Annotated in this window: 22 protein-coding genes; 8 read left to right on the forward strand and 14 right to left on the reverse strand. The window is 65.0% G+C overall.

Features of this window, described 5'->3' with window-relative positions; all coding sequences use genetic code 11:
- Window positions 1-96: 96 nt before the first annotated feature.
- From DFLDMN_RS29800 to DFLDMN_RS29840, 9 genes are all read right to left on the reverse strand, one after another.
- Window positions 97-1,293 carry a hypothetical protein gene (locus DFLDMN_RS29800; protein ID WP_423199341.1) on the reverse strand — a complete coding sequence of 399 codons (1,197 nt, stop codon included), beginning with the start codon at window positions 1,291-1,293 and terminating at the stop codon, window positions 97-99.
- A gap of 298 nt (window positions 1,294-1,591) precedes the next feature.
- Window positions 1,592-2,575 (reverse strand): tripartite tricarboxylate transporter substrate binding protein, encoded by a 984-nt coding sequence (locus DFLDMN_RS29805; RefSeq protein WP_423199342.1) that lies wholly within the window; start codon window positions 2,573-2,575, stop codon window positions 1,592-1,594.
- Window positions 2,576-2,732: 157 nt separating this feature from the next.
- Window positions 2,733-3,800: a 2-aminoethylphosphonate aminotransferase gene (locus DFLDMN_RS29810; RefSeq protein WP_423199343.1), complete on the reverse strand. Its 1,068-nt coding sequence runs from the start codon at window positions 3,798-3,800 to the stop codon at window positions 2,733-2,735.
- A complete protein-coding gene (gene aepY, locus DFLDMN_RS29815) occupies window positions 3,800-5,020 on the reverse strand; it encodes a thiamine pyrophosphate enzyme family protein (RefSeq protein ID WP_423199344.1) in 1,221 nt (406 codons plus the stop codon). The genes DFLDMN_RS29810 and aepY overlap by 1 nt, the downstream gene beginning before the upstream one ends.
- Window positions 5,017-6,708: a bifunctional phosphoenolpyruvate phosphomutase/phosphocholine cytidylyltransferase family protein gene (gene aepX, locus DFLDMN_RS29820; RefSeq protein ID WP_423199345.1), complete on the reverse strand. Its 1,692-nt coding sequence runs from the start codon at window positions 6,706-6,708 to the stop codon at window positions 5,017-5,019. The genes aepY and aepX overlap by 4 nt, the downstream gene beginning before the upstream one ends.
- Window positions 6,705-7,469: an NTP transferase domain-containing protein gene (locus DFLDMN_RS29825; RefSeq protein WP_423199346.1), complete on the reverse strand. Its 765-nt coding sequence runs from the start codon at window positions 7,467-7,469 to the stop codon at window positions 6,705-6,707. Before DFLDMN_RS29825 ends, aepX begins: the two co-directional genes overlap by 4 nt.
- An 88-nt stretch (window positions 7,470-7,557) precedes the next feature.
- Complete coding sequence (locus DFLDMN_RS29830) at window positions 7,558-8,547, reverse strand: lysylphosphatidylglycerol synthase domain-containing protein (protein WP_423199347.1); 990 nt, start codon at window positions 8,545-8,547, stop codon at window positions 7,558-7,560.
- Window positions 8,544-9,383, reverse strand: coding sequence for a HalD/BesD family halogenase (locus tag DFLDMN_RS29835; RefSeq protein WP_423199348.1), 840 nt, complete (start codon window positions 9,381-9,383; stop codon window positions 8,544-8,546). Before DFLDMN_RS29835 ends, DFLDMN_RS29830 begins: the two co-directional genes overlap by 4 nt.
- 7 nt (window positions 9,384-9,390) lie before the next feature.
- The gene (locus DFLDMN_RS29840) at window positions 9,391-10,059 is read right to left on the reverse strand and encodes a CDP-alcohol phosphatidyltransferase family protein (protein ID WP_423199349.1); all 669 of its coding nucleotides are present in this window, start codon (window positions 10,057-10,059) and stop codon (window positions 9,391-9,393) included.
- A 283-nt stretch (window positions 10,060-10,342) separates the two neighbouring features.
- Between DFLDMN_RS29840 and DFLDMN_RS29845 the strand changes: the two genes are divergently transcribed.
- Together DFLDMN_RS29845 and DFLDMN_RS29850 are read left to right on the forward strand one after the other, a co-directional pair.
- Window positions 10,343-10,909, forward strand: a complete 567-nt coding sequence (locus tag DFLDMN_RS29845; RefSeq protein WP_423199350.1) for a TetR/AcrR family transcriptional regulator — start codon at window positions 10,343-10,345, stop codon at window positions 10,907-10,909.
- 50 nt (window positions 10,910-10,959) lie between these two features.
- Complete coding sequence (locus DFLDMN_RS29850; RefSeq protein WP_423199351.1) at window positions 10,960-11,943, forward strand: quinone oxidoreductase family protein; 984 nt, start codon at window positions 10,960-10,962, stop codon at window positions 11,941-11,943.
- Between the two features lie 131 nt (window positions 11,944-12,074).
- On the opposite strand, the gene DFLDMN_RS29855 is transcribed toward DFLDMN_RS29850, so the two are convergent.
- Together DFLDMN_RS29855 and DFLDMN_RS29860 are read right to left on the reverse strand one after the other, a co-directional pair.
- Window positions 12,075-12,614: a carboxymuconolactone decarboxylase family protein gene (locus DFLDMN_RS29855; protein WP_423199352.1), complete on the reverse strand. Its 540-nt coding sequence runs from the start codon at window positions 12,612-12,614 to the stop codon at window positions 12,075-12,077.
- Window positions 12,615-12,690: 76 nt separating this feature from the next.
- On the reverse strand, window positions 12,691-13,446 hold the full coding sequence (locus DFLDMN_RS29860; protein WP_423199353.1) for a glucose 1-dehydrogenase: 756 nt from the start codon (window positions 13,444-13,446) through the stop codon (window positions 12,691-12,693).
- Between the two features lie 135 nt (window positions 13,447-13,581).
- On the opposite strand from DFLDMN_RS29860, the gene DFLDMN_RS29865 reads away from it, so the two are divergent.
- Window positions 13,582-14,496, forward strand: a complete 915-nt coding sequence (locus DFLDMN_RS29865; RefSeq protein WP_423199354.1) for a LysR substrate-binding domain-containing protein — start codon at window positions 13,582-13,584, stop codon at window positions 14,494-14,496.
- Window positions 14,497-14,586: 90 nt separating this feature from the next.
- Here DFLDMN_RS29865 and cynS read toward each other — a convergent pair whose 3' ends face one another.
- Together cynS and DFLDMN_RS29875 are read right to left on the reverse strand one after the other, a co-directional pair.
- Entirely contained in the window at window positions 14,587-15,057 is a 471-nt protein-coding gene (gene cynS / locus DFLDMN_RS29870) for a cyanase (protein WP_423199355.1), read from the reverse strand.
- Window positions 15,058-15,087: 30 nt separating this feature from the next.
- Window positions 15,088-15,747, reverse strand: coding sequence for a carbonic anhydrase (locus DFLDMN_RS29875; RefSeq protein ID WP_423199356.1), 660 nt, complete (start codon window positions 15,745-15,747; stop codon window positions 15,088-15,090).
- Window positions 15,748-15,883: 136 nt separating this feature from the next.
- Here DFLDMN_RS29875 and cynR point away from each other — a divergent pair, with 136 nt between their 5' ends.
- Window positions 15,884-16,771 carry a transcriptional regulator CynR gene (cynR, locus tag DFLDMN_RS29880; RefSeq protein ID WP_423199357.1) on the forward strand — a complete coding sequence of 296 codons (888 nt, stop codon included), beginning with the start codon at window positions 15,884-15,886 and terminating at the stop codon, window positions 16,769-16,771.
- 61 nt (window positions 16,772-16,832) lie between these two features.
- Here cynR and DFLDMN_RS29885 read toward each other — a convergent pair whose 3' ends face one another.
- On the reverse strand, window positions 16,833-18,152 hold the full coding sequence (locus tag DFLDMN_RS29885; RefSeq protein ID WP_423200616.1) for an MFS transporter: 1,320 nt from the start codon (window positions 18,150-18,152) through the stop codon (window positions 16,833-16,835).
- Between the two features lie 361 nt (window positions 18,153-18,513).
- On the opposite strand from DFLDMN_RS29885, the gene cyoA reads away from it, so the two are divergent.
- Genes cyoA through cyoD form a run of 4 tightly spaced genes read left to right on the forward strand, consistent with a single transcriptional unit; the run spans window position 18,514 to window position 22,704 of the window.
- Window positions 18,514-19,581, forward strand: a complete 1,068-nt coding sequence (gene cyoA / locus DFLDMN_RS29890; protein ID WP_423199358.1) for a ubiquinol oxidase subunit II — start codon at window positions 18,514-18,516, stop codon at window positions 19,579-19,581.
- A 51-nt stretch (window positions 19,582-19,632) separates the two neighbouring features.
- A complete protein-coding gene (gene cyoB / locus DFLDMN_RS29895) occupies window positions 19,633-21,636 on the forward strand; it encodes a cytochrome o ubiquinol oxidase subunit I (protein ID WP_423199359.1) in 2,004 nt (667 codons plus the stop codon).
- Complete coding sequence (gene cyoC / locus DFLDMN_RS29900; protein WP_423199360.1) at window positions 21,629-22,285, forward strand: cytochrome o ubiquinol oxidase subunit III; 657 nt, start codon at window positions 21,629-21,631, stop codon at window positions 22,283-22,285. The genes cyoB and cyoC overlap by 8 nt, the downstream gene beginning before the upstream one ends.
- Window positions 22,282-22,704 (forward strand): cytochrome o ubiquinol oxidase subunit IV, encoded by a 423-nt coding sequence (gene cyoD / locus DFLDMN_RS29905; RefSeq protein ID WP_423199361.1) that lies wholly within the window; start codon window positions 22,282-22,284, stop codon window positions 22,702-22,704. Before cyoC ends, cyoD begins: the two co-directional genes overlap by 4 nt.
- The last annotated feature ends 95 nt before the right edge of the window (window positions 22,705-22,799 follow it).

A 22,799-nucleotide genomic window follows, 5' to 3' on the forward strand; every position in this document is an offset into this window, starting at 1 on the left:
ACCGATTCTCACAAGCGAATGGTTTTCATAGATTTATCGTGCAATGGAATATATTCCCGGCGCGCGCGGGCGGCGCCCGCGCGTCCTCCCTCACGATCAGCCCGCGCAGAAGCGGCTATGACGGTTGCCCTTCTTCGCATCGCGCCACAGGTCGTTCTTGTAGTCGAACGTCATCAGGTATGGCCGCACGTAGTCGTATGGGTCATGCAGCCCACGTACCTCGGGGCGGTCCGCCTGTGGAATATTGAAGATGTCGAACTGGCGCTGGATGGCCTGCACGTAGAACTCCGATGCGCCGATATTGAAGTTGTCGGTATGCGTCATGAAGAACACCTTGGGCTGGATCGCCTGCACGTACATCGCGATATCGCGCACGCCGTTGTTGGCTTCGCCGATGCTCACCCCCGCGCCCAGTTCCACATCGGTCTTCGGCAGCGTGGTGAAGAACTGCAGCAGCTGCGGCGCCTGCTCCTTGAGCGGACCGGCGGTGTCGTGCCACATGAACGTGAAATCGGAACCGCCCACCGTGAACTGGTACATGATCGGAATCGGACCACCGGCGCCAGCCGTCGTGCGCGTATCGAGCGCGGGCGGCGGGTTGGGCGGGAACAGCGTATCCACGCGTGGATCGCGCACCGCGTTGATCGGGTTCGGCGGCAACGTCGGATCGACCGGCACCGTGGCGGAATGGACGTGCTTCCAGGCCGTGATGCAGAGGTCCGGCGCGAGCACGCGCAGTGTGCGCACTTCCGTTCCGGGCGCCGAGCCCGCCGTGGTGATGGACTGGCATTTCACCGTGGTGCCCGCACCGAAGATTCTGCCGGCATCGCCCTGCATCGCGTCGCAGTGCTCGGCGGCACCATAGATGGTCGCACCGGTCAGCTTGGCGATATAGGCGGCGTTGTCGGCGTGGTCACCGTGCCCATGGCCGATGAAGATGACCTCCGGCTTCAGGTCGACGAGGTCCTGCACCGTCACCGGTACGTAGGCGCGCTTGTCGGCCAGCCGGTAGATGTACGAATCCAGCAGGAATACGCGCCCCTTGGCCGCCACCGCGAAAGACGCCACGCTGAACCACGAGAAAATGACCTTGTCCTCACGCACCTTGCCCGTGCGCTCGTCCACGTTCTCGGGACCGAAGAAATACTGGCGGGCCTTGACCATCGCGGCACGCTGGCTGTTGTCGTGACTGGCTCGTCGGCTGGCCTCGTCGCTACTCTGTGCGACGGCCAGTAAGGGAAAGAGCGCCGCAAGCAGTGCGGCGCCAATACGCGCAAATAGTCTTGATTTCATCGCTCGTCTCCGTTGATCGCACTCGACTTTCGTGAAGCGATGGCGGCGATGTCCTGCCGCCCTGTCATATGCGCGAACCGGCCCCTCCGGCCACGCGCAGGAAGCATAGGAAGCGAAATTGCGGATGAAAACGTAAAGACAATGGGCTGCTGCGGAGCATGATCATGCTCGCGGGCCCGCCGGGGAACGAAAGATATGCGGCGCTTTCCGTGGCAAGCTCAAAGGCCACCGCAAGCGCCGCAAACGTCCTCAAGGAATTTCTTGCGAAACGTGACCCCGTGGCGACGCAACATGAGGGCTAGTCAATCGTGGCCCCAGAAGTTTTCACTACCTTTCCCCATTTATCGATCTCGCGCGTAATGAATTTGCGCGTATCGGCGGGCGAGGTCCAGTTGGCGGCAAATCCCTGCGTGGCAAAGCGCGAGCGCACGTCCTCCTGCGTCAGCACCGCCTTGAGCGCCTCGCTCAGCTTGCCGACGACCGCGGGCGGGGTGCCCGCCGGCACCAGCAGCGCATTCCATGCGGTGGCCTCGTAACCGGGCACACCGGCCTCCGCCATGGTCGGAATATCGGGCGCGGCCGGCGAGCGCGCGCTACCGGTGACCGCCAGTGCCTTGAGCTTGCCGTCCCTCACGAACGGCATCGACGACAGCATGGTGTCGAACATCACCGTGGCCTGTCCCGCCATCACGTCGGTCAGCGCAGGGGCGCTGCCCTTGTACGGCACGTGGGTCATGCGCACGCCCGCCATGCTGCTGAACAGCTCGGCCGCGAGGTGGGTGGACTGGCCGTTGCCGGAACTGGCGAACGTGATCGCACCCGGCTTGGCCTTGGCCAGCGCGATCAGTTCGCTGACATTCTTCGCGGGCGTCGACGGCGCGGTTACCAGCACCAGCGGACCGCTGGTCAGCATCGATACCGGCGTGAAGTCCTTGCTGGTGCTGTAGGTGGGCCTGGAGAACAGCGTCATGTTGATCGCATGCGCGGTAGTGGCTACCAGCAGGGTGTAGCCGTCCGCCGGCGACTTCGCGACCGTGTCGGCGCCGATATTGCCGCCCGCCCCGGGACGGTTGTCGACGACCAGCGGCTGCCCCAGGCGCTCGGAGAGCTTCTGCCCAACCACGCGCGCGACGATATCGGTGGGGCCACCGGGCGGATACGGCACCACCATCCGGATCGGCTTGGCCGGATATTCCTGGGCCATGGCCGGCGAGAATGGGACCACGGGCAACAGCGCTGCCGCCACGACGGGCAGCAGCGAATACGTGCGGATGAGGGTCATGCGCTCTCCTGACTCGCTGCGGTTTTGCGGGATGAAACGACATCGAAGGCGTGTTCAGAGCGCTTATAAGCGCCCTCTCGCATCGATGTCACTTTGCACCGCACCAAAATTTCGTGGCTCGAAACTCTGGCGCAAAACCGCGCAAGTCCGGGAGATGCTAGCGGCTGACGAGTTCGCGGAAACCCTGAAGCAGGCGCTCCATGTCGGCCGCGGTCAGCGCACCCATGGTCGAGATACGGAACAGCTCGGCCGACAGCCCGCCCTGGCCCGCGTAGATGACAAAACCACGGGCCTTGAGCCCGTCGTGCAATTGCTCGTAGCCCACGCCCGCGGGCAGGCGATAGGCACGCAGTACCACGGACGATTGCGACGCCGGCCACAGCGGCTCGATGCCGAGCGCGGCCAGTCCGGCCCGCACCTGCTCCGCCAGCGTGGCATAGCGCCGATGGCGTGCCTGCCAGCCGCCTTCGTCCTCGAACTCGCGCAGCGCTTCCACCAGTGCATAGAAGGCGTGCACGGACGGCGTGAAGGGCGTATTGCGCTGGTCCTGCAGGCGGGCCATGCGGCCGAGATCGAGGTAGTACGTGCGGCTGGCGGCCTTGGCGACGGCATCGCGGCGCGCGATCACGAAGGCCGCGCCAGGCACGCCGTGCAGGCACTTGTTGGCCGTTGCGGCCACTGCGTCGATGCTGCCGGAAAAATCGATCGCCTCGGCGCCAAAACTGCTGACGGTATCCACCAGCAGGCGCACCTTGCGCGACTGGCACAGCGCATCGATCGCCGCGAGGTCGTTGAGGCGGCCGGTCGTGGTCTCGTGATGGATCACGGCCACATGCGTAATGGCGCGGTCGGCATCGAGCGCCGCGGCGATGCGCGCCAGGTCGGGCGCTTCCTTCCATTCATGCGCCACCACCGTGTGGTCGATGCGATATTGCGTGGCGATCTGCGCGACACGCTCGCCATACACGCCGTTCTGCACGATCAGCAGCTTGCCTTGCGCCGGTACCAGCGACGCGATCATGCTTTCCAGCGCGGCGGTGCCGGAGCCGGTCATCAGCACCGCCGTCCAGTGCGCGGGGTCCAGCGCGTACACCTTGAGCAGCCGTGCGCGCGCTTCGTCCTGCAGGTCGAAGAATTCGCTCTCGCGGTGGCACAGGTCGGTCTGCAGCAGGCTCTTGCGCACGCGTTCCGTCAGCGTGACGGGGCCCGGGTTCAACAGCAACATCACTTGTCTCCTTGGCCTGCAGTGGTCGCGACAGACGCGCCGGTATCCGCACCAATATCCGCACCAATCTGGCGGCCCAGCCGGGTCCTGACTTCCACCGGCGATACGGTCGGCCGCGGCAGGCCATCGGGCGTACCTGCGCCGATGCACAGCCGCACGAAACGCGCGCCTTCCGCGGGCGGTGCGGACAGGACTTCGTCGAGCATGCCGAGATGATCGCCCTCCACCGCGGAGGCATAACCACACGCGGCGGCCACACCGGCAAACGACACATTGCGCGACACCGTGGCCTGGCCACCGGTGGAGTCGTGCGCGCCGTTATCGAGCAGCACATGGGTGAGGTTCGACGGACCGTACGCGCCCAGCGTGGCAAACACGCCCATGCGCATCAGTGCCGCGCCATCGCCATCGACGGCCACCACCTTGAGGTCCGGGCGCGCCAGCGCGAGGCCTAGCGCAAACGGCGTCAGGCACCCCATCGAGCCGACCATGTAAAGCTGGTTGGGCCGATCGTCGAGCGCATACAGCTCGCGGCCGCAGAAGCCTGTGGACGCTAGCACCACCGTGCTGTCCACCGGCGTATGCGCGATCACCCGCTCGAGCGCTGCGCGCCGCGTCGGCAGCGCGGCTTCCGCGACGTGGCGCCAGGCGCCCTGGGGCGCGGCTTTCGCCCGCACCACGGGGGGCTGTTGTGCCTCAAGCGCGTACGGTGCCACGCTGCCTTTCTGCATGATCAGCGCGTACGGACGGCCCGTGCTGTCCATATGCGCGATGGCGCGATCGAGCGCCGGGCCGACGGCATCGGCCTCGGTCGGGAACAGCTCCCATGGAATCTCCATGGTGTCGAGCATGGCGGGCGTGATCGGGCCCATCAAGGCGTGCTGCGGCTCGTCGGCGGCACCGCCTGGCTGGCCACGCCACGTCACGATCAGCAGTTGCGGCAGGCGGAAGGTCCAGGTCAGCGAGGTCAACGGACTCACGGCGTTGCCGAGGCCCGAGTTCTGCATCATCGTGATACCGCGCCGGCCCGCGCGCGCGCCTTGCGTCACGCCCGCGATAAACGCCACCGCGTCGCCTTCATTGGCGGCCGATACATAGTGCAGCGAGGGGTCCTGCACCACGTAGTTGATAAACGGCGTCAGGTACGAGCACGGCACGCCGGCGTACCACTCGAAACCGCGCGCCCGCGCGGCCTCGACGAACTGGACCGCCTCGATCATTGCGCACCCTCGCCAGCGGTGCCGGCGGCATACGGGGTCTGCGAATGCGCGAAGTCGCCCGCGCGGCGGAAATCGTCAAGGTCGTTCACACCGCGCCAGTGGCCGTGCACGTATTTGACCTCGACTTCTTCACCGGCGGCCACCAGCGCGTTGAGCAGGTCCGGCACGTCGAGCTGGTCGAAGTCCGGACGCTGGCGCAGTTCGGCGAGCAGCGTCTTGAGGCGTTCCACTCCGGCGCCGCGCACATTGAGCAGGCCGATCCAGCGGCCGTGCGGTGCGCCGTCGCCGCCCTTCTCGTCGTCGGATACCGCGCGCAGCAGGATCTTGCGGCCAAACAGGTCGCGGTCGTCCGAGGCCGAGCACCATACGAAGTCGCGCACGCTCTGATTGGACGGCGCGGTCTGCGAGGAGTCGACCACCACGCTGAACGGGGCCTCGCTCTCGACCAGGTCGCGCAGGATATAGCTGCGGAACAACAGGTCGCCGTAGGCGATCACGGTATCGGTCGTCAGGCTGTCGGCCGCGCACGCCAGCGAGGCCAGCTCGCCGGTCTGGGCGTAACGCTCGTTGACCGCGAGCTTGATACCGGCGGCGTCGATGGCCTTGGCCTGATAGCCGCCCACCACCGTGATCTCGTTGATGCCCTGCTTCTTGAAGCCGTCCACGAGCCAGCGCAGCAGCGGCTTGCCGGCCACCGGCAGCATGACCTTGGGCTTGTCCTCGGTCAGCGCTTCCAGGCCCTTGCCACGGCCGGCGGCAAGAATGACCGCCGAGCCCGGGGCCTGGCCGCCCGACAGGTAAATCTTTTCGGCTTCCGAATACTCGTCGGCGTCCTGCAGGCGGAAGATCTCGTTGACGGACGCGATGCGGTCTTCCACATTGACCAGCGTCTCGTTCTCGTAGATGTCCTTGGCGACGGCCTGCATCGACGATGCCGCCACGCGGACCAGGTGGTTGGCCCAGATCACGAGGCTGATGCCGGCCTTGCGGAACGCATCGGTCGGCGTGCTGTAGTACTTGGTCGGCACGATCACGATCGGGCAGCGGCCGGCCCATTCGCGCGCGAAGGTCAGGATTTCGTCGGCCTTGGACAGCTTGCTGTGGATCAGGATGGCGTCGGCACCGGCCTGGTGATAGGCCTCGGCGCGGCGCAGCGCTTCTTCCATGCCCCAGCCGGCGATCAGGGCTTCCACGCGTGCGACGATGGAGAAGTTGTCGTCGCTCTGCGAATCCTTGCCGGCCTTGATCTTGCCGCAGAATTCGTCGATATCGGCCAGCGGCTGCTGCTCGCCGCCGATAAAGCTGTTGGTCTTGGGGAAGATCTTGTCTTCGATGCATACGCCGGCAATGCCGCGCTGCTCGAGCTTGCGCACCAGACGACGCACATTGTTGAAGTTGCCGTAGCCGGTATCGCCGTCGAGCAGGATGGGCAGGTCGCTCGCGTCCGCCATGAACTCGAGGTTGTCGACCACCTGGGTCCAGCTCGCTTCGTTGTTGTCGCGCACACCGAATTGCGCGGAGATGGCCAGGCCGGAAGCCCAGATGCCCTTGAACCCGGCTTCGCGCACGATGCGTGCGGAGAGGCCGTTATGGGCTTCCATGATGAATTCGAGATCGTTGCTCTGGAGCATCTGGCGCAGACGGGCCGCGCGCGAGTTCGGAAGCAGGATGGGGTCGATGGCGTTCATTGAGCAACTCCTACAGGTCGCGTCAGTTGGGGCAGGACTTCTTCGGCGGCGCGCTTCACGTCGCCTGGAAAATCGATTTCAATCCACGGGGCACCGGTCACGTCTGCCACGTCGAAGGTATGGCCGCCTTCCAGCAGCAGGTCGCGTACGGCTTCCTCGTGCGGCATGTTGGCACGGCCGCCGTCGACGTAGCCGGCGACGATCTCGGCCAGGCGGCGCGCGGTCTTTTCGTCGAAACGGAAAAAGCCCACCGACTCGCCGATGGTGTCGAATTCAAGATCGGCCATCAGCTGCTTGCGCAGCTCCACCGGTACCTTGTTCCGCAGGCACAGCTTGACGGGCTCGTCGCCGGCCTCGAAGTCGCGGTCGATCAGCAGGCGGTTGGTGGTGGGGCCGGCGACCAGGGCATTGAGGATGCGCTCGTCATAGAGCACGTCGGCATCCATCAGCAGCACATCGCCGCCGCGCGTCATCGCTTCCGCCACGGTATGCACGGTCAGCACGCTGCCGAGGTCGTAGCGCGGATTGATCACGGTCTCGGGACGACGGGTCAGGCCGATGCGGTCCAGTTCCGCCTGCACCTGTTGCGGCTCGAAGCCGAGCGCGAGCACGATATCGTCCACGCCGGCCGCATTGAGCATGCGCAGATGGCGTTCCAGCAGCGTGGTGCCGTCGAAACGCAACAGGCATTTCGGAAACTGTTCCCCGGCTTGCTGTTGCAGTCGCAGGCCAAGGCCCGCGGCAAGAATGATTGCTCGCATTGTTGTTACTCGCCACGCGATAGAAAAAGAAATCGGCCCCCGCGTCCGCATCGGTCCATGGCCGATGCACGACACACGAGGCCGCCCGTCACTCGGAACCCTGTAGCGCCGCGCGTCTGCGCTGGAATTTCCGTTCACTCAAATGCAGGTACAGCAAACCCGGCAAGCCCAGAATCAGCTCGCGCACGCGCTTGGCCAGCGACAAGGCCAGCGCGGTCTCCGGCGGCAGCCCGACCAGCGGCGCCAGCAGCAGATAACCGCCTTCCTGCGCGCCCAGCGAGCCGGGAATCGCAAAGGCCGCGCCACGAATGGCCTGGCCCACGGACTCCAGCAACAACGCATCGACCCAACCCACCGGATGACCGAGAAAATGCAGAATCAGCATGACTTCGCCGGTACCGATGATCCAGCCGATCAGGTTGAGGAAAAAACTCGCCGCGACCGGACCCTTGCGGCCATAGAGTTCGCGAATGGCCTCGTCGACCGCTTCCGCGCCGATGGTCAGACCCTTCCAGTCGCGCTTGCCGAACAACCTGGACAGCACGCGCATCACGCCGCCGAACATGCCGCGACGTTGCATGACGATAAAGCCGACCACGGCCAGCGTGAGCACCAGCGTCACGGCAATCACCGGCGCGCGCTCGCCTTCCAGGCCGCCGTTGGCGCTGAACAGCAGAATGCCGCCGAGGGCGAACAGGATCTGCGACAGCGCCTGCGCGGTGGTGCTGACGGTCACCGCGGCTGCGGCATCGCGAATGCGCGCGCCGCGATGGGACAGGTAGCGCACCATCAGCACCGGCCCGCCAATCTGGCCCGCCGGCAGCAGGCTGTTGGCCGATTCGCCGACCCAGCGCGCACGCAGTGCATCGAGTACCTTGCCGTCGCCATGGCGGTGCATGAGCACCCAGATGGCGGCGGCGTCGAGCAGCAGCGGAATCAGATGGAACGCGGCAATCAGCGCGAGGCCCCAGCCCGCCACCAGCAGCGTGGACACCACGGCATCGAAACCGCGCCAGGCGAGCAGCCCGACGAACAATGCCGCGCCGATCGTGAACAGGAGGACTGCGGCACGGGTCACGCGCGCGTCTTCCCGCCCGACAGGAGGCGCCTGAATACCTGCCGGAAACCGAAGTAAGCCACGGCGTCCTTCATATTGGAGATAAAGCGCAACCACGGACGCATGCCCTGGTCGGTCACATATTCGAATGTCAGCGAGACCCGCATTTCGTTCGCGCCAAGTGGCGTGATGCGATGGCGCAGCTTGTCACCGTCGAACAGCACCAGGCCGCCCGGCGGAATCTGCACCGAACCCGGCTCGTCCGCGCGGCTGTCGTCGCGCGTGTGGAGCTCGTAGTCGAGGCGGCACGAGGAATCGTCGATCACGCCGAGCAACACGGTATAGCGGCGGCCGTCGTAATAGGACGTGTCGTAATGCCAGCCGATATGGTCGCCTGGACGCGTGTAGTAATACAGCGCGTACGCATGCGGGTCGCCCGGCGGGCACACCTGCAGCTTGTCGCCGGTCATCTGCTCGAGCCAGCCGATCAGCGCCCTGGAACGATAGAGCTCGGCGATGAACGGCGCGTGCTCGTCGATGGTATGGCGGCTGACGCTGCCGCCCTGCTTGTGGCCGGGCAGGTAGTTGCGGTTGATATGCGGCTGCAGCGCCCGCGCCAGCGTGGCCAGCTGCGCGGCGGCCTCGGGCGGAAGGAACTGGTCCAGATACAGGAATGCACCCTGGCGGACGAAGTCCTCGCGCAGCGCGGCATTGTCGAACGTGCTGACCTGGCCCGCCACGTCGGCATCGGGCGTCGACGCCGCACGTGCGGCGGAGGCGGCTGGCGTGGCTGGGGAGTGGGAAGATGCAGCGAGCGCTGCATCGGGCGCGTCCGCGCGCATGGCCTGTTCAGTCATCGGTCCCTCAGGCGTCCTTGGAATTCATTACCGGCTGCGCGCGGCGTACCACGCGCCAGTAGTCGAGAATGCACCACGCCGCGAAGATCGGCGCGCCAATGGCGGCAGCCTTCAGGAACGGCGCGATGGAGTCGGTCAGAGTCACCAGCGGCAGCAGATAGAGCACGTCCTCGGTCTCGAAGCCCGCCGCGCGCGCCTGTTTGGTGCCAGTCTTGCCGACCATCGACTCGATGCGCATGCGTAGAAAGAAGATCAGCGCCACGGCAATGCCGGCGATGGTGCCGAGCGCGGTGGGACCGAGCACGGTGTTGCCGGCACTGGAGGCAATTGCCACGCCCATGCAGCCGAACAACAGGATGGTGACCAGCGCGTCGGCGGCAAGGTCGTAGAAATGCCCGAACTTGCTGCCTTTGCCGCTGATGCGGGCTAGTTCTCCATCGGTATGGTCGACAAAATTCGACAACACGATCAGAAAGGCGCCGATATTGGTCCACAGGTAGCCGCCCTGCGTCAGCGCGACGGCACCGGCCAGCCCGATCAGCAGGCGGACCGTCGTCAAGTGATTTGGCGTGACCCTGGTGTGTTTGAGAGGCCTGACAAGGCGGCGCGCAAGACGCGCATCCCAGGTCGGCGGCAATGGCGGCTCGTCTGGAAAATTTGTCGAATTGTTGTTCATCCGGAAACTATCCAGGAGGCTGTAAATCTTCTGCTTGCGCAACGGAACATGGAACACTACGCCCGCCGCACTGGATTGACAAGTATCTATGGGGACAGGTCCGGCCGGGCCGGACCATGGCGCGAAAGAATACTCCAACTCGGGCGGGCGCGTGCGCGGGGCGGGGGCTCAAAGACCTTTCCGCGCTGCCCTCTATATATAGAAGGCATGACGCGCGCCCCCCGGCCGGTTCGCTTTCCGCCGTATTCTTGACTGATCGTTCCAGAAAGCGTACAACGGCAACATGCCAAGACCCAAAGCCTTCGACAAGACGCGCGCGCTCGATGCCGCCATCGCGGTGTTCCGTGACCACGGTTACGAAGGCAGTTCGACCGAGCTGCTGACGCAGGCCATGGGGATCGGCCGCCAGAGCCTGTACGACACCTATGGCGACAAGTGGCGTCTCTATTGCCTGGCGGTGGAGCGCTACGCCGCAACTGAAGCAGATGCTCACATCGCAGCAATGCGCAGCCAGCCGCGCGCCCTCGACGGCATCGCCGCGATGATCGAACGGGTTGTTGCCGATGCCGGTCATGCCTGCCTTGGCGTCAACTCGATCTGTGAATTCGGCCATGCGCCGGCTGACCTTGCCGCGATTCACGATCGCGCTGGCCACGTGATCCAGGCTGCCATCGTGGCGCGTGTGACGGAGGCACAGGCGGCCGGCGATCTCGACGCCTCGCTGGCACCGGAGGCCGCGGCCGCCTTCCTCACGGCGAATTTCGCCGCGATCCGCATTGCCGCGCGCGCAGGCGCGGACGCGGCGCACCTGAGCATGCTCGGCACGCTGACGCTGCGTGCGCTGCGTTGACTTTTTTTTGCCGAATTTTGGAACGATCAGTCAAATATGGAGCCCATGCAATGAAAGCCATCTCGATCGCCCGCACCGGCGGGCCGGAAGTCATGGAATACCTGGACGTGGCCGAGCCCGCGCCCGATCACGTGCCGGGTCCCGGCGAAGTGCTGGTGGCAGTGACCGCTGCCGGCGTCAACTTCATGGATATCGGCGTCCGCACCAACGAACAGTTCTGGGCCGGCATGCCGTATCCGCGTCGCCTCGGCGTGGAAGGCGCGGGCCGTGTGCTGGCGGTTGGTAGTGGCGTCGACACGGTGCGCGCCGGCCAGCGCGTGGCATGGGTCTACGTCCCGGGCAGCTACGCCGAGCGCATCGTCGCCAGCGCGGAAGCGCTGGTGCCGATCCCGGATGCCATCGATGACCGCACCGCCGCGGCCGTGATGATGCAGGGCATTACCGCCAGCCATTTCGCCACCGATTTCTATCCGGTGCAGCCCGGCGATATCGCGCTCGTCCATGCGGCGGCGGGCGGTGTGGGCCAGTTGCTGACGCAGATCATCCGCCTGCGCGGCGGCCGCGTGATCGGCCGCGTGTCTTCGCAGCGCAAGGCCGCGGTCGCCAGGGCGGCCGGTGCCGAAGCCGTGATCGTCGATACCGAGGGCAACTTTGCCGAGGAGGTGCGCCGCCTGTCCGATGGCCTCGGCGTACACGTCGTCTACGACGGCTCGGGACCGTCCACGTTCCAGGCTTCGCTGGACTCGCTGCGTCGCTCGGGCACATTCTGCTGGTATGGCCCGGTGCTCGGCGGGCCCGGCGCGCTCGACATCATGCGCCTGCCGCGCAGCATCAAGATCGGCTACGCAGTCTTCTTCGACCATATCTCCACGCCGGCGCTGCTGCGCGAGCGTGCGGCACGCTTGTTCCACTGGATCGCCGGTGGGCAATTGCAGGTCCATATCGGCGGCGTCTACGGGCTTGCGGAGGCCGCGCAAGCCCATGCCGAGATGGAGCGGCGCGCCACGACCGGCAAGTTACTGCTCGTACCCTAGCGCTGCCATACCGGCAGGCAGACGTCCACGAACGGCCTGGCCGGCCGCGCGGATCCCGTACCGGTTCATACGGGGCTCCAGCGGGGCAAGCGGCCGGCCGTGGCGCCATACCAGTTACCCCTACGCGCTGATCACGCCGCCAGCTTCGGCGCCGCAGGAAAGTCCACCGGCACCTGCGTGGTCGCGTGCAGGTAATTCGTTACGGTCTTGTCGCCGATCACGACGATCGCATCGACCAGATTGGCCTTGGTCCAGCCCGCGGCGAAAAATGCCTCGACCAGCGCCGGGTCGGCATGGCCACGGTTCTCCGCAATATTGCGCGTCAGACGCGCCAGCGCATCGAGCCTGGCGTCGAAGCTCGCGGTGCCACCGCGGATCTCGAGCACCTCCTCGTCGCTGAAGCCGCTCAGCTTGCCGATCACGGTGTGCGCGGCCAGGCAGTATTCGCATGCATTGACCTGGCTGACCACCAGGTTCACCACTTCGCGCGCCTTGCCGGCGATGCTGCTCTTGCCGTTCTGGAAAGCCAGGTAGTTGCCGAGAGCATGCTCCGAGTGCGCCAGCGTGGCGTACAGATTGGGCACCATGCCGAGGCTGCTCTTGAGTTTGTCGAAGATGGCCTGGTTGGCCGGGGATACCTCTTCGCGGGTGGGGACATTGATGGTCGTCATGATGATGTTCCTGGGTTGTGGTGGGTTGGGATAAGGAAAAGAAGCGCAGCGCGCATGCCATGCGTTGCGCAAACATTCACTGCGCGAGATAGGCACCGTCGACGGCGATCATCTGGCCGGTGAGGTAGCGCGCCTTGTCGCTGCCGAGAAAGACAATGGTCTGCGCAATCTCGTCGGGTGCGCCCGCGCGGCGCGCCGGAATCGTGGCGATGAAGCCCGACTTGGCGTCCGCGCTATTGCCGGTAAAGCGGTCGAGCATGTCCGTGGCAATCGGGCCCGGCGCGACCGCGTTGACGCGTACGCCGGCCGCCGCACCTTCGAGCGCGGCGCTGCGCGTCAGGCCTTCCACCGCGTGCTTGCTGGCCACATAGACCGACGCGCCCGGAAAGCCGACCTGACCGGCGATCGAGGACAGGTTGACGATTGCGCCGCTGCCCTGCGCCAGCATCACGCGCATCTCGTGCTTCAGCGACAGCAGCGTACCGAGCACGTTGGTCGAGAACGTTTCTTCGTAATTGACCACCGACTGCTCGGTCAGGGGTGCACCTTGCCCTTCCACGCCGGCGTTGTTCACCGCCACGTCGATGCGGCCGAAGCGCTCGACCGTACGTTCCACCAGCGCGCGCACCTCCGCTTCGAAGCGCACGTCGGCCCGGATGAATTCGGCATCGGTACCAAGCGCGCGCAGTTCGGCGGCAAATGCCTGGCCGGCTTCCTCGCGGCGGCCGCTAATCACCACGCGGTGACCTTCGCGGGCAAACGCCAGGGCGGTGGCACGGCCGATGCCGGTAAGCGCGCCGGTAATCAGGGCGACGGGGCGGGTGCTGTTCATGATCGATCTCCTTGTGTGGGCGGTTCACCGGTGCCGGGTATCGGCGCCGTTGGCGTGATTGAACTATGGTTGATTCCACGCAGGAGATTCAGGGGGTGTATGCTCATATCATTCATTCCACACAGGAATAATCATATGGACAAGCTTCAGGCAATGCGGACCTTTGTACGCGTGGTGGAGGCCGGAAGCTTTTCAGCGGTGGCCCATGAGGCGGACGTCACGCAGGGCGCCATCAGCAAGCAGGTCGCCGCGCTCGAGACCGAACTGGGCGCACGGCTGCTGACCCGCACCACGCGCTCGCTCGCGTTGACCGAGGAAGGCGCGCGCTACTTCGAGCAGGTACAGCGGCTGCTCGCCGAAATCGCCGAGGCCGAGGGCGCGCTGCGCACCGGCGAGCAGCAGCTGAGTGGATGGCTGCGTGTGGCCGCGTCGGTGGGATTTGGCCGGCTCAAGCTGATGCCGATCGTGCAGGCGTTCCTTGCCGAGCATCGCGACGTAAAGGTCGACCTGCGGCTCCACGACAGCTTTATCGACCTCGTCGAGCACGGCATCGACGTGGCGGTACGCATCGGCGAACTGGCCGACAGCAGCCTGATCGCGCGCCGCATCGGCACCACGCACCGCATGCTCGTGGCGCATCGCAACTACCTGCGTCACCTGCCCCAGGGCCTCACCGCGCCGCGCATCCCGATGGACCTCGCCGCGCACAACTGCCTCGTCTATACGGAGACGGTGTCGCGCAATGCGTGGAACTTCACCGCCGGCGCCGGGGCCGAGGTGCCGGCCGGCACCTCGCAGGTGGTCAGGGTGCAGGGCAACCTGCAGACCAACAGCAGCGAAGTCATGCGCGCGTCGCTGCTGGCGGGCATGGGCATCGGTTATTCGCCCACCTGGCTGTTCGAGCAGGAACTCGCAAGCGGCGAGTTGCAGCGCCTGTTGCCGGACTGGGAAGCCGTCCCTATGCCGATTCACCTCGTCAGCCCGCAGCAGCGCCGGCATTCGGCCAAGGTGAAGGCGTTTGCGGAATTCGTGGGACGCGCGCTGGCCTGACGGCCGGGGCGTCCTGGCACACATGGAAACACCGGCAGGCCGCGTGCGCAGCGCCGCCGGTGGCGAAGGCACCGTTTGCTGATGCCGCCTTCAGAACGGCTTGGTCGGCAGGTATTTGCCGTCGAGCGTGATCACCGCGCGGTGGCCGCCTTCCGGATCCTCGACCTTCTTGATATCCAGCTTGAAGTTGATCGCGCTGATGATGCCGTCGCCGAATTTCTCGTGCACCAGTGCCTTGAGGGTGGAGCCATAGACCTGCACCATTTCGTAGAAGCGATAGATGGTCGGGTCGGTCGGAACGCCGCCCGGAATGCTGCCGCGCAGCGGGATGGTCTGCAGGAGGCGCACTGCATCGTCGTCGAGGTCGAGCTTGGCCCCTACCACCTGGGCGGCTTCCGCGGGCAGCGGATGCTGGCCGAGCAGCGCGGCGGTGACAAAGGCGATGCTGAGACCGGTGCCCTCGGTGATCTGTTCGAAAGTCAGGCCCTTGCGCGCCTTGGCATCGATCACGATGTCGGCAAGGTTCTGGCGCGTCGTCTGGCTGTACTGGGATTGCGGCATGAAAAGCTCCTTTGCGATGAAGATGCTGACTCAGGCGGCAATGCCGAGTCTGGCGGGGGTAGCGGAAACCGTGGGATGGTCCGCAAGGGAAACGAAGCGTTGCGAGATGCCGTCGAAGGCATCGATCGAGCCGGTCTCGATGTCGTAGACCCAGCCATGAAGGTTGAGGCGGCCCTGCCCCAGCGCCTGGGCCACGGACGGATGTGTCTTGATATTGGCGATCTGCGCGATCACGTTCTGGCGCACCATCGAATCGACACGAGCCTTGTCGCTGGCATGTTCGTGCGACGCGTTGATGGCCTTGGCCGCGTCGGCGTGGCGCAGCCAGCCGGCCACCGCAGGCATATGGTCAAGGCACTTGCAGGTGGCCACGGCGGTCATCGCGCCGCAATCGGAATGGCCGCAGATCACGATGTCCTGCACGCCGAGGCCGACCACGGCGTATTCGACGCTGGCCGACACCCCGCCGGGCTGCACCCCATACGAGGGCACGATATTGCCGGCATTACGGATGACGAACAGTTCGCCAGGCTCGCGCTGGGTCAACAGTTCCGGCACCACGCGGCTGTCCGAGCAGGCGATAAACAGCGTGGGCGGCTGCTGGGTCGTGGCCAGGCGCTTGAACAGCTCCGTGCGCTTGGGAAACTCTTCCCGCTGGAACTTGAGAAAGCCGTCGATCAGGTCTTGCATGATGTCTTCCCATCGATATGTCGTTGCGATGGAATACATCATGGATGTTGGCAGCTATTGGGTCCAAGACTGGTTTATTATATTTGTCATAGACAGCACCAATAGTTTCAGTCTCCCGCCTCGACGCTGGTACACCATGCTTCTGCGCCACATCCGCTACTTTCTGGCCGTCGCCGAGACCGGCAACTTCACGCGCGCGGCCGAGAGGCTGCACGTCTCGCAGCCGACGCTTTCCCAGCAGATCCGCCAGCTCGAGGACATGCTCGGCGCCCCGCTGTTCGACCGCTCGGGCCGCACCGTCCGCCTGACCGATGCGGGCGAGGCCTATCACGGCTATGCGCGGCGCGCGTTGCAGGACCTGGACGCGGGTCAGCGCGCCATTCACGACGTGGGCGAACTCACGCGCGGCAACCTGCGCCTGGCCATGACGCCGACCTTCACGCCCTATCTGTTCGGCCGCCTGATCGTGGCCTTCAATGCGCGCTACCCGAATATCTCGCTGAGCGTGCGCGAGATGCCGCAGGAACGCGTGGAGCCGATGCTGGCCGACGACGCGCTCGATCTCGGCATCGCCTTCGACAACATTCATCTGCCCGATCTGGAAGCGCTCTCGCTGTTCGAGGAATCGCTGGCGCTGATGGTGGGGTCGAATCATCCGCTCGCGCGCCGGCGCACCGCGCTGACATCCGCCGAACTGGCTGCCGAATCGATGGCGCTGCTGACGCGAGAGTTCGCCACGCGTGGCTATATCGAGCGCTACTTCCGTCCGCTCGACATCGAGCCGCGCATCATGATCGAAGTCAACTCGGTGGCCGGCGTGATCGAGGCGGTGCGCAGCGGCCGCTTTGCGACGGTATTGCCAGCGGCCATTGCGGCCGAACACGACGACCTGCGCATGCTCAAGCTGGAGGTGCCGCTACCGCCGCGAAGAGCGGCGGTGCTGCGGCGGAGGGGGGCTTATCAGACCGCTGCCGCCAACGCATTTATCGCGTTTGCGATGGAGAACGTGGGCAAGCTCGGCTAGGACGCGGGGCCCCGGGGCAGGATGCTGCAACGGCGCCGCCCCGACGGATCCCGTTGCGCCACTACTGCTCGTGGGTGCCCAGGGCGCGATTGATGCGCAATGCCAGCAGGGTACATACCGCCCCCGACAGCAGGTAGAGACTGACCGCCACCAGCCCGAATCGCGCGGATAGCCCGAGCGCGACCAGCGGTGCGAAAGCGGCGCCAAACAGCCAGCCGAAGTCCGTGGTCAGGGCCGCGCCGGTATAGCGGTAGCGTCGTTCGAAATTCGACGTCACGACCCCGGCCGCCTGCCCATACGACAACCCCAGCAGTGCAAAGCCGATCAGGATGAACAGGTCCTGTCCGGTGCGCCCACCATCGAGCAGCCACGGCGCAAAGAGACTGAAGATGCCAATCAGCAGCGCCATCGAGCCCAGTGTGGTGCGCCGGCCGATCCGGTCGGCAATCCAGCCGGAAATCACGGTGCCCATGATGGCGATAAACGCGCCGACGATCTGGATCGCGAGCACATCGGTGAGCCCCTGCGTCTTGTGCAGCTGGATCCACGACAGCGGGAATACCGTCACGAGGTGGAACAGCGCGTAACTGGCCAGCGCGGCAAAGGCGCCAAGGAAGATGTTGTAGCCCTGTGCACGCAGGATCTCGGACGTGGAGATCGGTTCCAGTTCCACTTCATCGAGCAGGCGTGTGTATTCGTGCGTCACCACCAGCCGCAGGCGCGCGAACAGCGCCACCACGTTGATGGCAAAGGCGACATAGAACGGATAACGCCATCCCCATTCGAGGAACTCCTTCTCGCTCAGGCTCGCATGCAGGAACAGGAAGAGCCCGCCCGCGACGATAAAGCCGGTGGGCGCGCCGAGTTGGCCCAGCATCGCGTACCAGCCGCGCCGCTCCGGCGGCGTATTGAGTGCCAGCAGCGACGGCAAGCCGTCCCACGAGCCGCCGAATGCGATGCCCTGCAGGAAGCGAAACACCGCCAGCAACACGATCGAGGTCATGCCGAGCGATGCGTAGGTGGGCAGGAACGCGATGCCCACGGTCGCGGTACCAAGCAGGAACAGCGACCCCGTCAGTTTTATGCCACGGCCCCAGCGCCGCTGGATGCGCATGAACAGTGCCGTTCCAAACGGCCGTCCGATAAAGGCGAAGGTGAACACCGTGAATGACAGCAGCAACCCGTCGAGCTCGCTGACAAACGGAAAGTATGCGGAGGGAAAGACCAGCACCGAAGCGATGCCGTAGACGAAGAAGTCGAAGTACTCGGAAGCACGCCCGATCACGACGCCAGTCGCAATCTCTGCCGGCGCAATCTGGGTATGGCCGGGTGCCGGCGGTGTGGCCGGCGACGCACGATGCTGATGGGTCAGGCTGGACATCGTCATGCCCCCTTGTCATCGGTGGAAGATGCGGCCGGGCGAGGGCCGCAGCGACTTGGTGCGACTTGGTGCGACTTGGTTTGGTGCGACCTGGTTTGATTCGGTGCGGCTTGGTGGGACCTGGTGGGACCTGGTGCGACTTGGTACGACTTGGTGCGACCAGCATGAAGCTGGTGCAGCCCCATGCCCTTCACGCCACCGCATGCGTCTCAAGCGAATCATGGTACCGCAATCCGCTCCTCATGCGGCGTACTGAAATCATGGTACTGCAATCACAAGAATAGCGGCTAAACTCCCTTAGAAACCGAACCCTGTTTCGTCGGGCCGCGCTCGACGTCTCTCCAACGCCACTTCCGCGACTATGCGAAGCTCTGATTCGGCGGTGCGATCCATTTTCGGGGTGCGCAGGCCATTACGGCTTGCCACTGTGTCCAGTCTCCTGGTCGCGCTGACGACCGGCCTTGCAGGCTGCAGCAACGCCGTGCTGCTTTCACCATCCGGCGATCTGGCGGTCAAACAGCGCGACCTCATCATCATCGCGACCTGCCTGATGTTGCTGATCATCGTGCCGGTGATCACCATGACGCTGGTCTTCGCGTTCCGTTACCGCGAGAGCAACAAGGACGCGACCTACAACCCCGACTGGGACCACTCCACCACGCTGGAACTGGCAATCTGGGCGGCACCGCTGCTGATCATCATTGCCCTCGGCGCCGTCACGTGGGTCAGCACCCATCAGCTCGATCCTTACCGTCCGCTCACCAAGCTCGACGACCGCCGCCCGATTCCCGAAGGGACCAAACCGCTGACCGTGCAGGTGGTGGCGCTCGACTGGAAATGGCTGTTCCTGTATCCCGAACAGGGCATCGCGACGGTCAACGAACTGGCGGCCCCGGTCGACCGGCCCATCCAGTTCAAGATCACGGCAAGCGACGTGATGAACTCGTTCTTCATCCCCGCCATGGCCGGCCAGGTCTATGCCATGCCGGGCATGGAGACCCAGCTCCATGCGGTGATCAACCGTGCCGGCGTCTACGATGGCTTCTCCGCCAACTACAGCGGCGCGGGCTTTTCGCACATGCGGTTCAAGTTTCATGGCCTGTCCGACGCGGACTTCGAACGCTGGGTCACGCAGACCAGAGCCAAGGGCAATCCGCTCTCGCGCGAGGTCTACGCGCAACTCGCCAAGCCCAGCGAGAGCGAGCCGGTGCAACGTTACGCCAGCGTGGCACCCGGGCTCTACGACGCCATCCTGAACCGCTGCGCGCAAGGTGGGACCTGCCGTGCCGACGTGATGGCGCTCGATGCCAGCCGCGGCAAGTTCGATCCGTCCGCCTACGTCTGCACCGCCAGCAACAGCGGCATCCTGCCGTCTGGCACCGGCGATGCGCTGGCCGATGCGATCGGCGCCAGCCGCCTGGTTCGATAGACACGCTTCTCCGACCAACCCTCATGGCCGTCACGGCCTTCGGTGATCAACATGCCTGAGCGCTCCGAACTCGCCACGCAGATCTTCGGCCGGCTTTCGTGGGAAGCCATTCCCTATCACGAGCCGATCCTGCTCGTCACGTTTATCGTGGTCGCGCTCGGCGGCCTCGCGCTGGTCGCGGCGTTGACCTACTACCGCGTGTGGGGCTACCTGTGGCACGAGTGGTTCACCAGCATCGACCACAAGAAGATCGGCGTGATGTACATCGTGCTGGGCGTGGTAATGCTGCTGCGCGGTTTTTCCGACGCCATCATGATGCGGATCCAGCAGGCCATCGCGTTCGGCGACAACCTCGGCTACCTGCCGCCGCATCACTACGACCAGATCTTCACGGCGCATGGCGTGATCATGATCTTCTTCGTGGCCATGCCGCTCGTCGCGGGGCTGATGAACTTCGTGGTGCCGCTGCAGATCGGCGCGCGCGACGTGGCGTTTCCCTTCCTCAACAACTTCAGCTTCTGGATGACCACGGGCGGTGCCATCCTGGTCATGATGTCGCTGTTCGTGGGCGAGTTCGCCCGCACCGGCTGGCTCGCGTACCCACCGCTGTCCGGCATCATTCACAGTCCGGACGTGGGCGTGGATTACTACATCTGGGCACTGCAGGTGGCCGGGGTCGGGACGCTGCTATCGGGCATCAATATCCTCGTCACCATCATCAAGATGCGCGCACCGGGCATGACGCTGATGCGCATGCCGATCTTCACCTGGACTTCGCTCTGCACCAACGTGCTGATCATCGCGGCGTTCCCGGTGCTGACCGCGGCGCTCGCGCTGCTGGCGCTGGATCGCTACGTCGGCACCAACTTCTTCACGGCCGACCAGGGCGGCAGCGCCATGATGTACGTGAACCTGATCTGGATCTGGGGCCACCCCGAGGTCTACATTCTGGTGCTGCCCGCGTTCGGCGTGTTCTCGGAGGTGGTGGCCACGTTCTGCCGCAAGCGCCTGTTCGGCTATGCGTCGATGGTGTACGCGACGGTGGTGATCACGGTGCTGTCCTATCTGGTCTGGCTGCACCACTTCTTCACGATGGGATCGGGCGCGAGTGTGAACTCGTTCTTCGGCATCACCACCATGATCATCTCGATCCCGACCGGAGCCAAGGTATTCAACTGGCTGTTCACGATGTACCACGGGCGCATCCGCTTCGAAGTCCCCATGCTGTGGACCGTCGGCTTCATGGTCACCTTCGTGATCGGCGGCATGACCGGCGTGCTGCTCGCGGTGCCACCCGCCGATTTCTCGCTGCACAACAGCCTGTTCCTGATCGCCCACTTCCATAACGTGATCATCGGCGCGGTGCTGTTCGGCCTGATGGCAGGCATCACCTACTGGTTCCCCAAGGCCTTCGGCTTCCGCCTCGACCCGTTCTGGGGCAAGTGCTCGTTCTGGTTCTGGCTGGTGGGCTTCTACGTCGCGTTCATGCCGCTGTACTGGCTCGGCCTGCTTGGGGTCACGCGCCGCATGAACCATTTCGACGATCCCTCGCTGCAGATCTGGTTCCAGATCGCCGCGGTCGGCGCCTTCCTGATCGCGCTTGGTATCGCCAGCTTCCTGATCCAGCTGGTGGTCAGCTTCCGCAACCGGCATGCACTGCGCGATACCACCGGCGATCCGTGGGACGGCCGCACGCTCGAATGGTCGACCTCGTCGCCGCCGCCGGTCTACAACTTTGCCTTCACGCCGATCGTGCATGACACCGATGCGTGGTGGCAGATGAAGCAGCACGGCTACCGCCGCCCGCTGGAAGGCTTTATCCCGATCCATATGCCGAAGAACACCAGTGCCGGCATCGTCCTCGCCGGGCTCAGCACGATCTGCGCGTTCGGCCTGATCTGGCACATCTGGTGGCTCGTCATCGCATCGTTCGCCGCCACGCTCGTGGTGGCCATCGCCCATACCTTCAACTACAAGCGCGATTACTACATTCCGGCGGAGCAGGTGGTCCAGACGGAAGCCGCGCGCACGCAAATGCTAGGCAGCCATGGCTGATACGACGATTCCCTTCACCGGCGGCGCCGCAGCGCCAGAGGACGGCATGCGGCAGGAGCCCCTGCAGTTCTACCTGACGCAGGAGCACCATGCGCCCAGCGGCACGCTGCTCGGGTTCTGGTTCTATCTGATGAGCGACTGCCTGATCTTCGCGTGCCTGTTCGCCGCCTATGGCGTGCTGGGGCGCGAGTATGCGGGCGGCCCCACCGGCGCCGAACTGTTCGACCTGCCGCTGGTGGCGCTCAACACCACGTTCCTGCTGATCTCGTCCATCACGTACGGCTTTGCCATGCTCGAGATGCAGAAGAACCACATGCGCCCCACGCTGATCTGGCTGGCCATCACCGGCCTGTTCGGCGCGGCCTTCATCTCGGTGGAGCTCTACGAGTTCGCGCATCTGATCAGCGAAGGCGCCGGCCCGCAGCGCAGCGCGTTCCTGACCGCGTTCTTTGCGCTGGTCAGCACGCATGGGCTGCACGTGACCTTCGGCATCGTCTGGCTGATTACGCTGATGTTCCAGGTGGGCCGGCACGGTCTGATCGCCGCCAATCGCCGCCGCCTGATGTGCCTGTCGATGTTCTGGCACTTTCTCGACGTAGTGTGGATCGGCGTCTTTACCTTCGTTTACCTGATGGGAGTGCTGCCATGAGCGCGTACGACGAGGCGGCTGACCACGGTCATGGCCATGACGATGACCACGATGGCGCCGCGCATGCCACGCTCGGCGGCTATGTGACGGGCTTCGTGCTGTCGGTCATCCTGACCGCGATTCCGTTCTGGCTCGTGATGGGGAAGGTGTTCGACAAGTCGTCGACCACGGCGCTGGTCCTGCTCGGGCTGGGCGCGGTGCAGATCGTGGTGCACATGATCTACTTCCTGCATATGAACGCGCGCTCGGAAGGCGGCTGGACGCTGCTCGGCCTGATCTTCACGCTGGTGCTCGTGGTCATCACCCTGTCAGGCACGCTGTGGGTGATGTTCCATCTGAACAGCAACATGATGCCGAGCATGCAGCATGTGCAGGACACTCCGGTGCCCGGTGCGGTCATGCCGCCCAAAGCCCCGTGAGCACGGTGAGCACGGTGAGCGGCGACGGTACGCGCAAGACGGGATCCGGGCGCGAGCGCACCGCAGGTCGGTGAGCCGCCGGATCCCGGCGAGGA

Source organism: Cupriavidus sp. H19C3 (assembly GCF_049393815.1).
Lineage (GTDB): Bacteria > Pseudomonadota > Gammaproteobacteria > Burkholderiales > Burkholderiaceae > Cupriavidus.

What these genes read in the sequence shown, in the direction of transcription:
- DFLDMN_RS29800 (WP_423199341.1), bottom strand. Translation starts at nt 1,293, where the DNA reads ATGAAATCAAGACTATTTGCGCGTATTGGCGCCGCACTGCTTGCGGCG.
- DFLDMN_RS29805 (WP_423199342.1), bottom strand. Translation starts at nt 2,575, where the DNA reads ATGACCCTCATCCGCACGTATTCGCTGCTGCCCGTCGTGGCGGCAGCG.
- DFLDMN_RS29810 (WP_423199343.1), bottom strand. Translation starts at nt 3,800, where the DNA reads ATGTTGCTGTTGAACCCGGGCCCCGTCACGCTGACGGAACGCGTGCGC.
- aepY (WP_423199344.1), bottom strand. Translation starts at nt 5,020, where the DNA reads ATGATCGAGGCGGTCCAGTTCGTCGAGGCCGCGCGGGCGCGCGGTTTC.
- aepX (WP_423199345.1), bottom strand. Translation starts at nt 6,708, where the DNA reads ATGAACGCCATCGACCCCATCCTGCTTCCGAACTCGCGCGCGGCCCGT.
- DFLDMN_RS29825 (WP_423199346.1), bottom strand. Translation starts at nt 7,469, where the DNA reads ATGCGAGCAATCATTCTTGCCGCGGGCCTTGGCCTGCGACTGCAACAG.
- DFLDMN_RS29835 (WP_423199348.1), bottom strand. Translation starts at nt 9,383, where the DNA reads ATGACTGAACAGGCCATGCGCGCGGACGCGCCCGATGCAGCGCTCGCT.
- DFLDMN_RS29840 (WP_423199349.1), bottom strand. Translation starts at nt 10,059, where the DNA reads ATGAACAACAATTCGACAAATTTTCCAGACGAGCCGCCATTGCCGCCG.
- DFLDMN_RS29845 (WP_423199350.1), top strand. Translation starts at nt 10,343, where the DNA reads ATGCCAAGACCCAAAGCCTTCGACAAGACGCGCGCGCTCGATGCCGCC.
- DFLDMN_RS29850 (WP_423199351.1), top strand. Translation starts at nt 10,960, where the DNA reads ATGAAAGCCATCTCGATCGCCCGCACCGGCGGGCCGGAAGTCATGGAA.
- DFLDMN_RS29855 (WP_423199352.1), bottom strand. Translation starts at nt 12,614, where the DNA reads ATGACGACCATCAATGTCCCCACCCGCGAAGAGGTATCCCCGGCCAAC.
- DFLDMN_RS29860 (WP_423199353.1), bottom strand. Translation starts at nt 13,446, where the DNA reads ATGAACAGCACCCGCCCCGTCGCCCTGATTACCGGCGCGCTTACCGGC.
- DFLDMN_RS29865 (WP_423199354.1), top strand. Translation starts at nt 13,582, where the DNA reads ATGGACAAGCTTCAGGCAATGCGGACCTTTGTACGCGTGGTGGAGGCC.
- cynS (WP_423199355.1), bottom strand. Translation starts at nt 15,057, where the DNA reads ATGCCGCAATCCCAGTACAGCCAGACGACGCGCCAGAACCTTGCCGAC.
- DFLDMN_RS29875 (WP_423199356.1), bottom strand. Translation starts at nt 15,747, where the DNA reads ATGCAAGACCTGATCGACGGCTTTCTCAAGTTCCAGCGGGAAGAGTTT.
- cynR (WP_423199357.1), top strand. Translation starts at nt 15,884, where the DNA reads ATGCTTCTGCGCCACATCCGCTACTTTCTGGCCGTCGCCGAGACCGGC.
- DFLDMN_RS29885 (WP_423200616.1), bottom strand. Translation starts at nt 18,152, where the DNA reads ATGTCCAGCCTGACCCATCAGCATCGTGCGTCGCCGGCCACACCGCCG.
- cyoA (WP_423199358.1), top strand. Translation starts at nt 18,514, where the DNA reads ATGCGAAGCTCTGATTCGGCGGTGCGATCCATTTTCGGGGTGCGCAGG.
- cyoB (WP_423199359.1), top strand. Translation starts at nt 19,633, where the DNA reads ATGCCTGAGCGCTCCGAACTCGCCACGCAGATCTTCGGCCGGCTTTCG.
- cyoC (WP_423199360.1), top strand. Translation starts at nt 21,629, where the DNA reads ATGGCTGATACGACGATTCCCTTCACCGGCGGCGCCGCAGCGCCAGAG.
- cyoD (WP_423199361.1), top strand. Translation starts at nt 22,282, where the DNA reads ATGAGCGCGTACGACGAGGCGGCTGACCACGGTCATGGCCATGACGAT.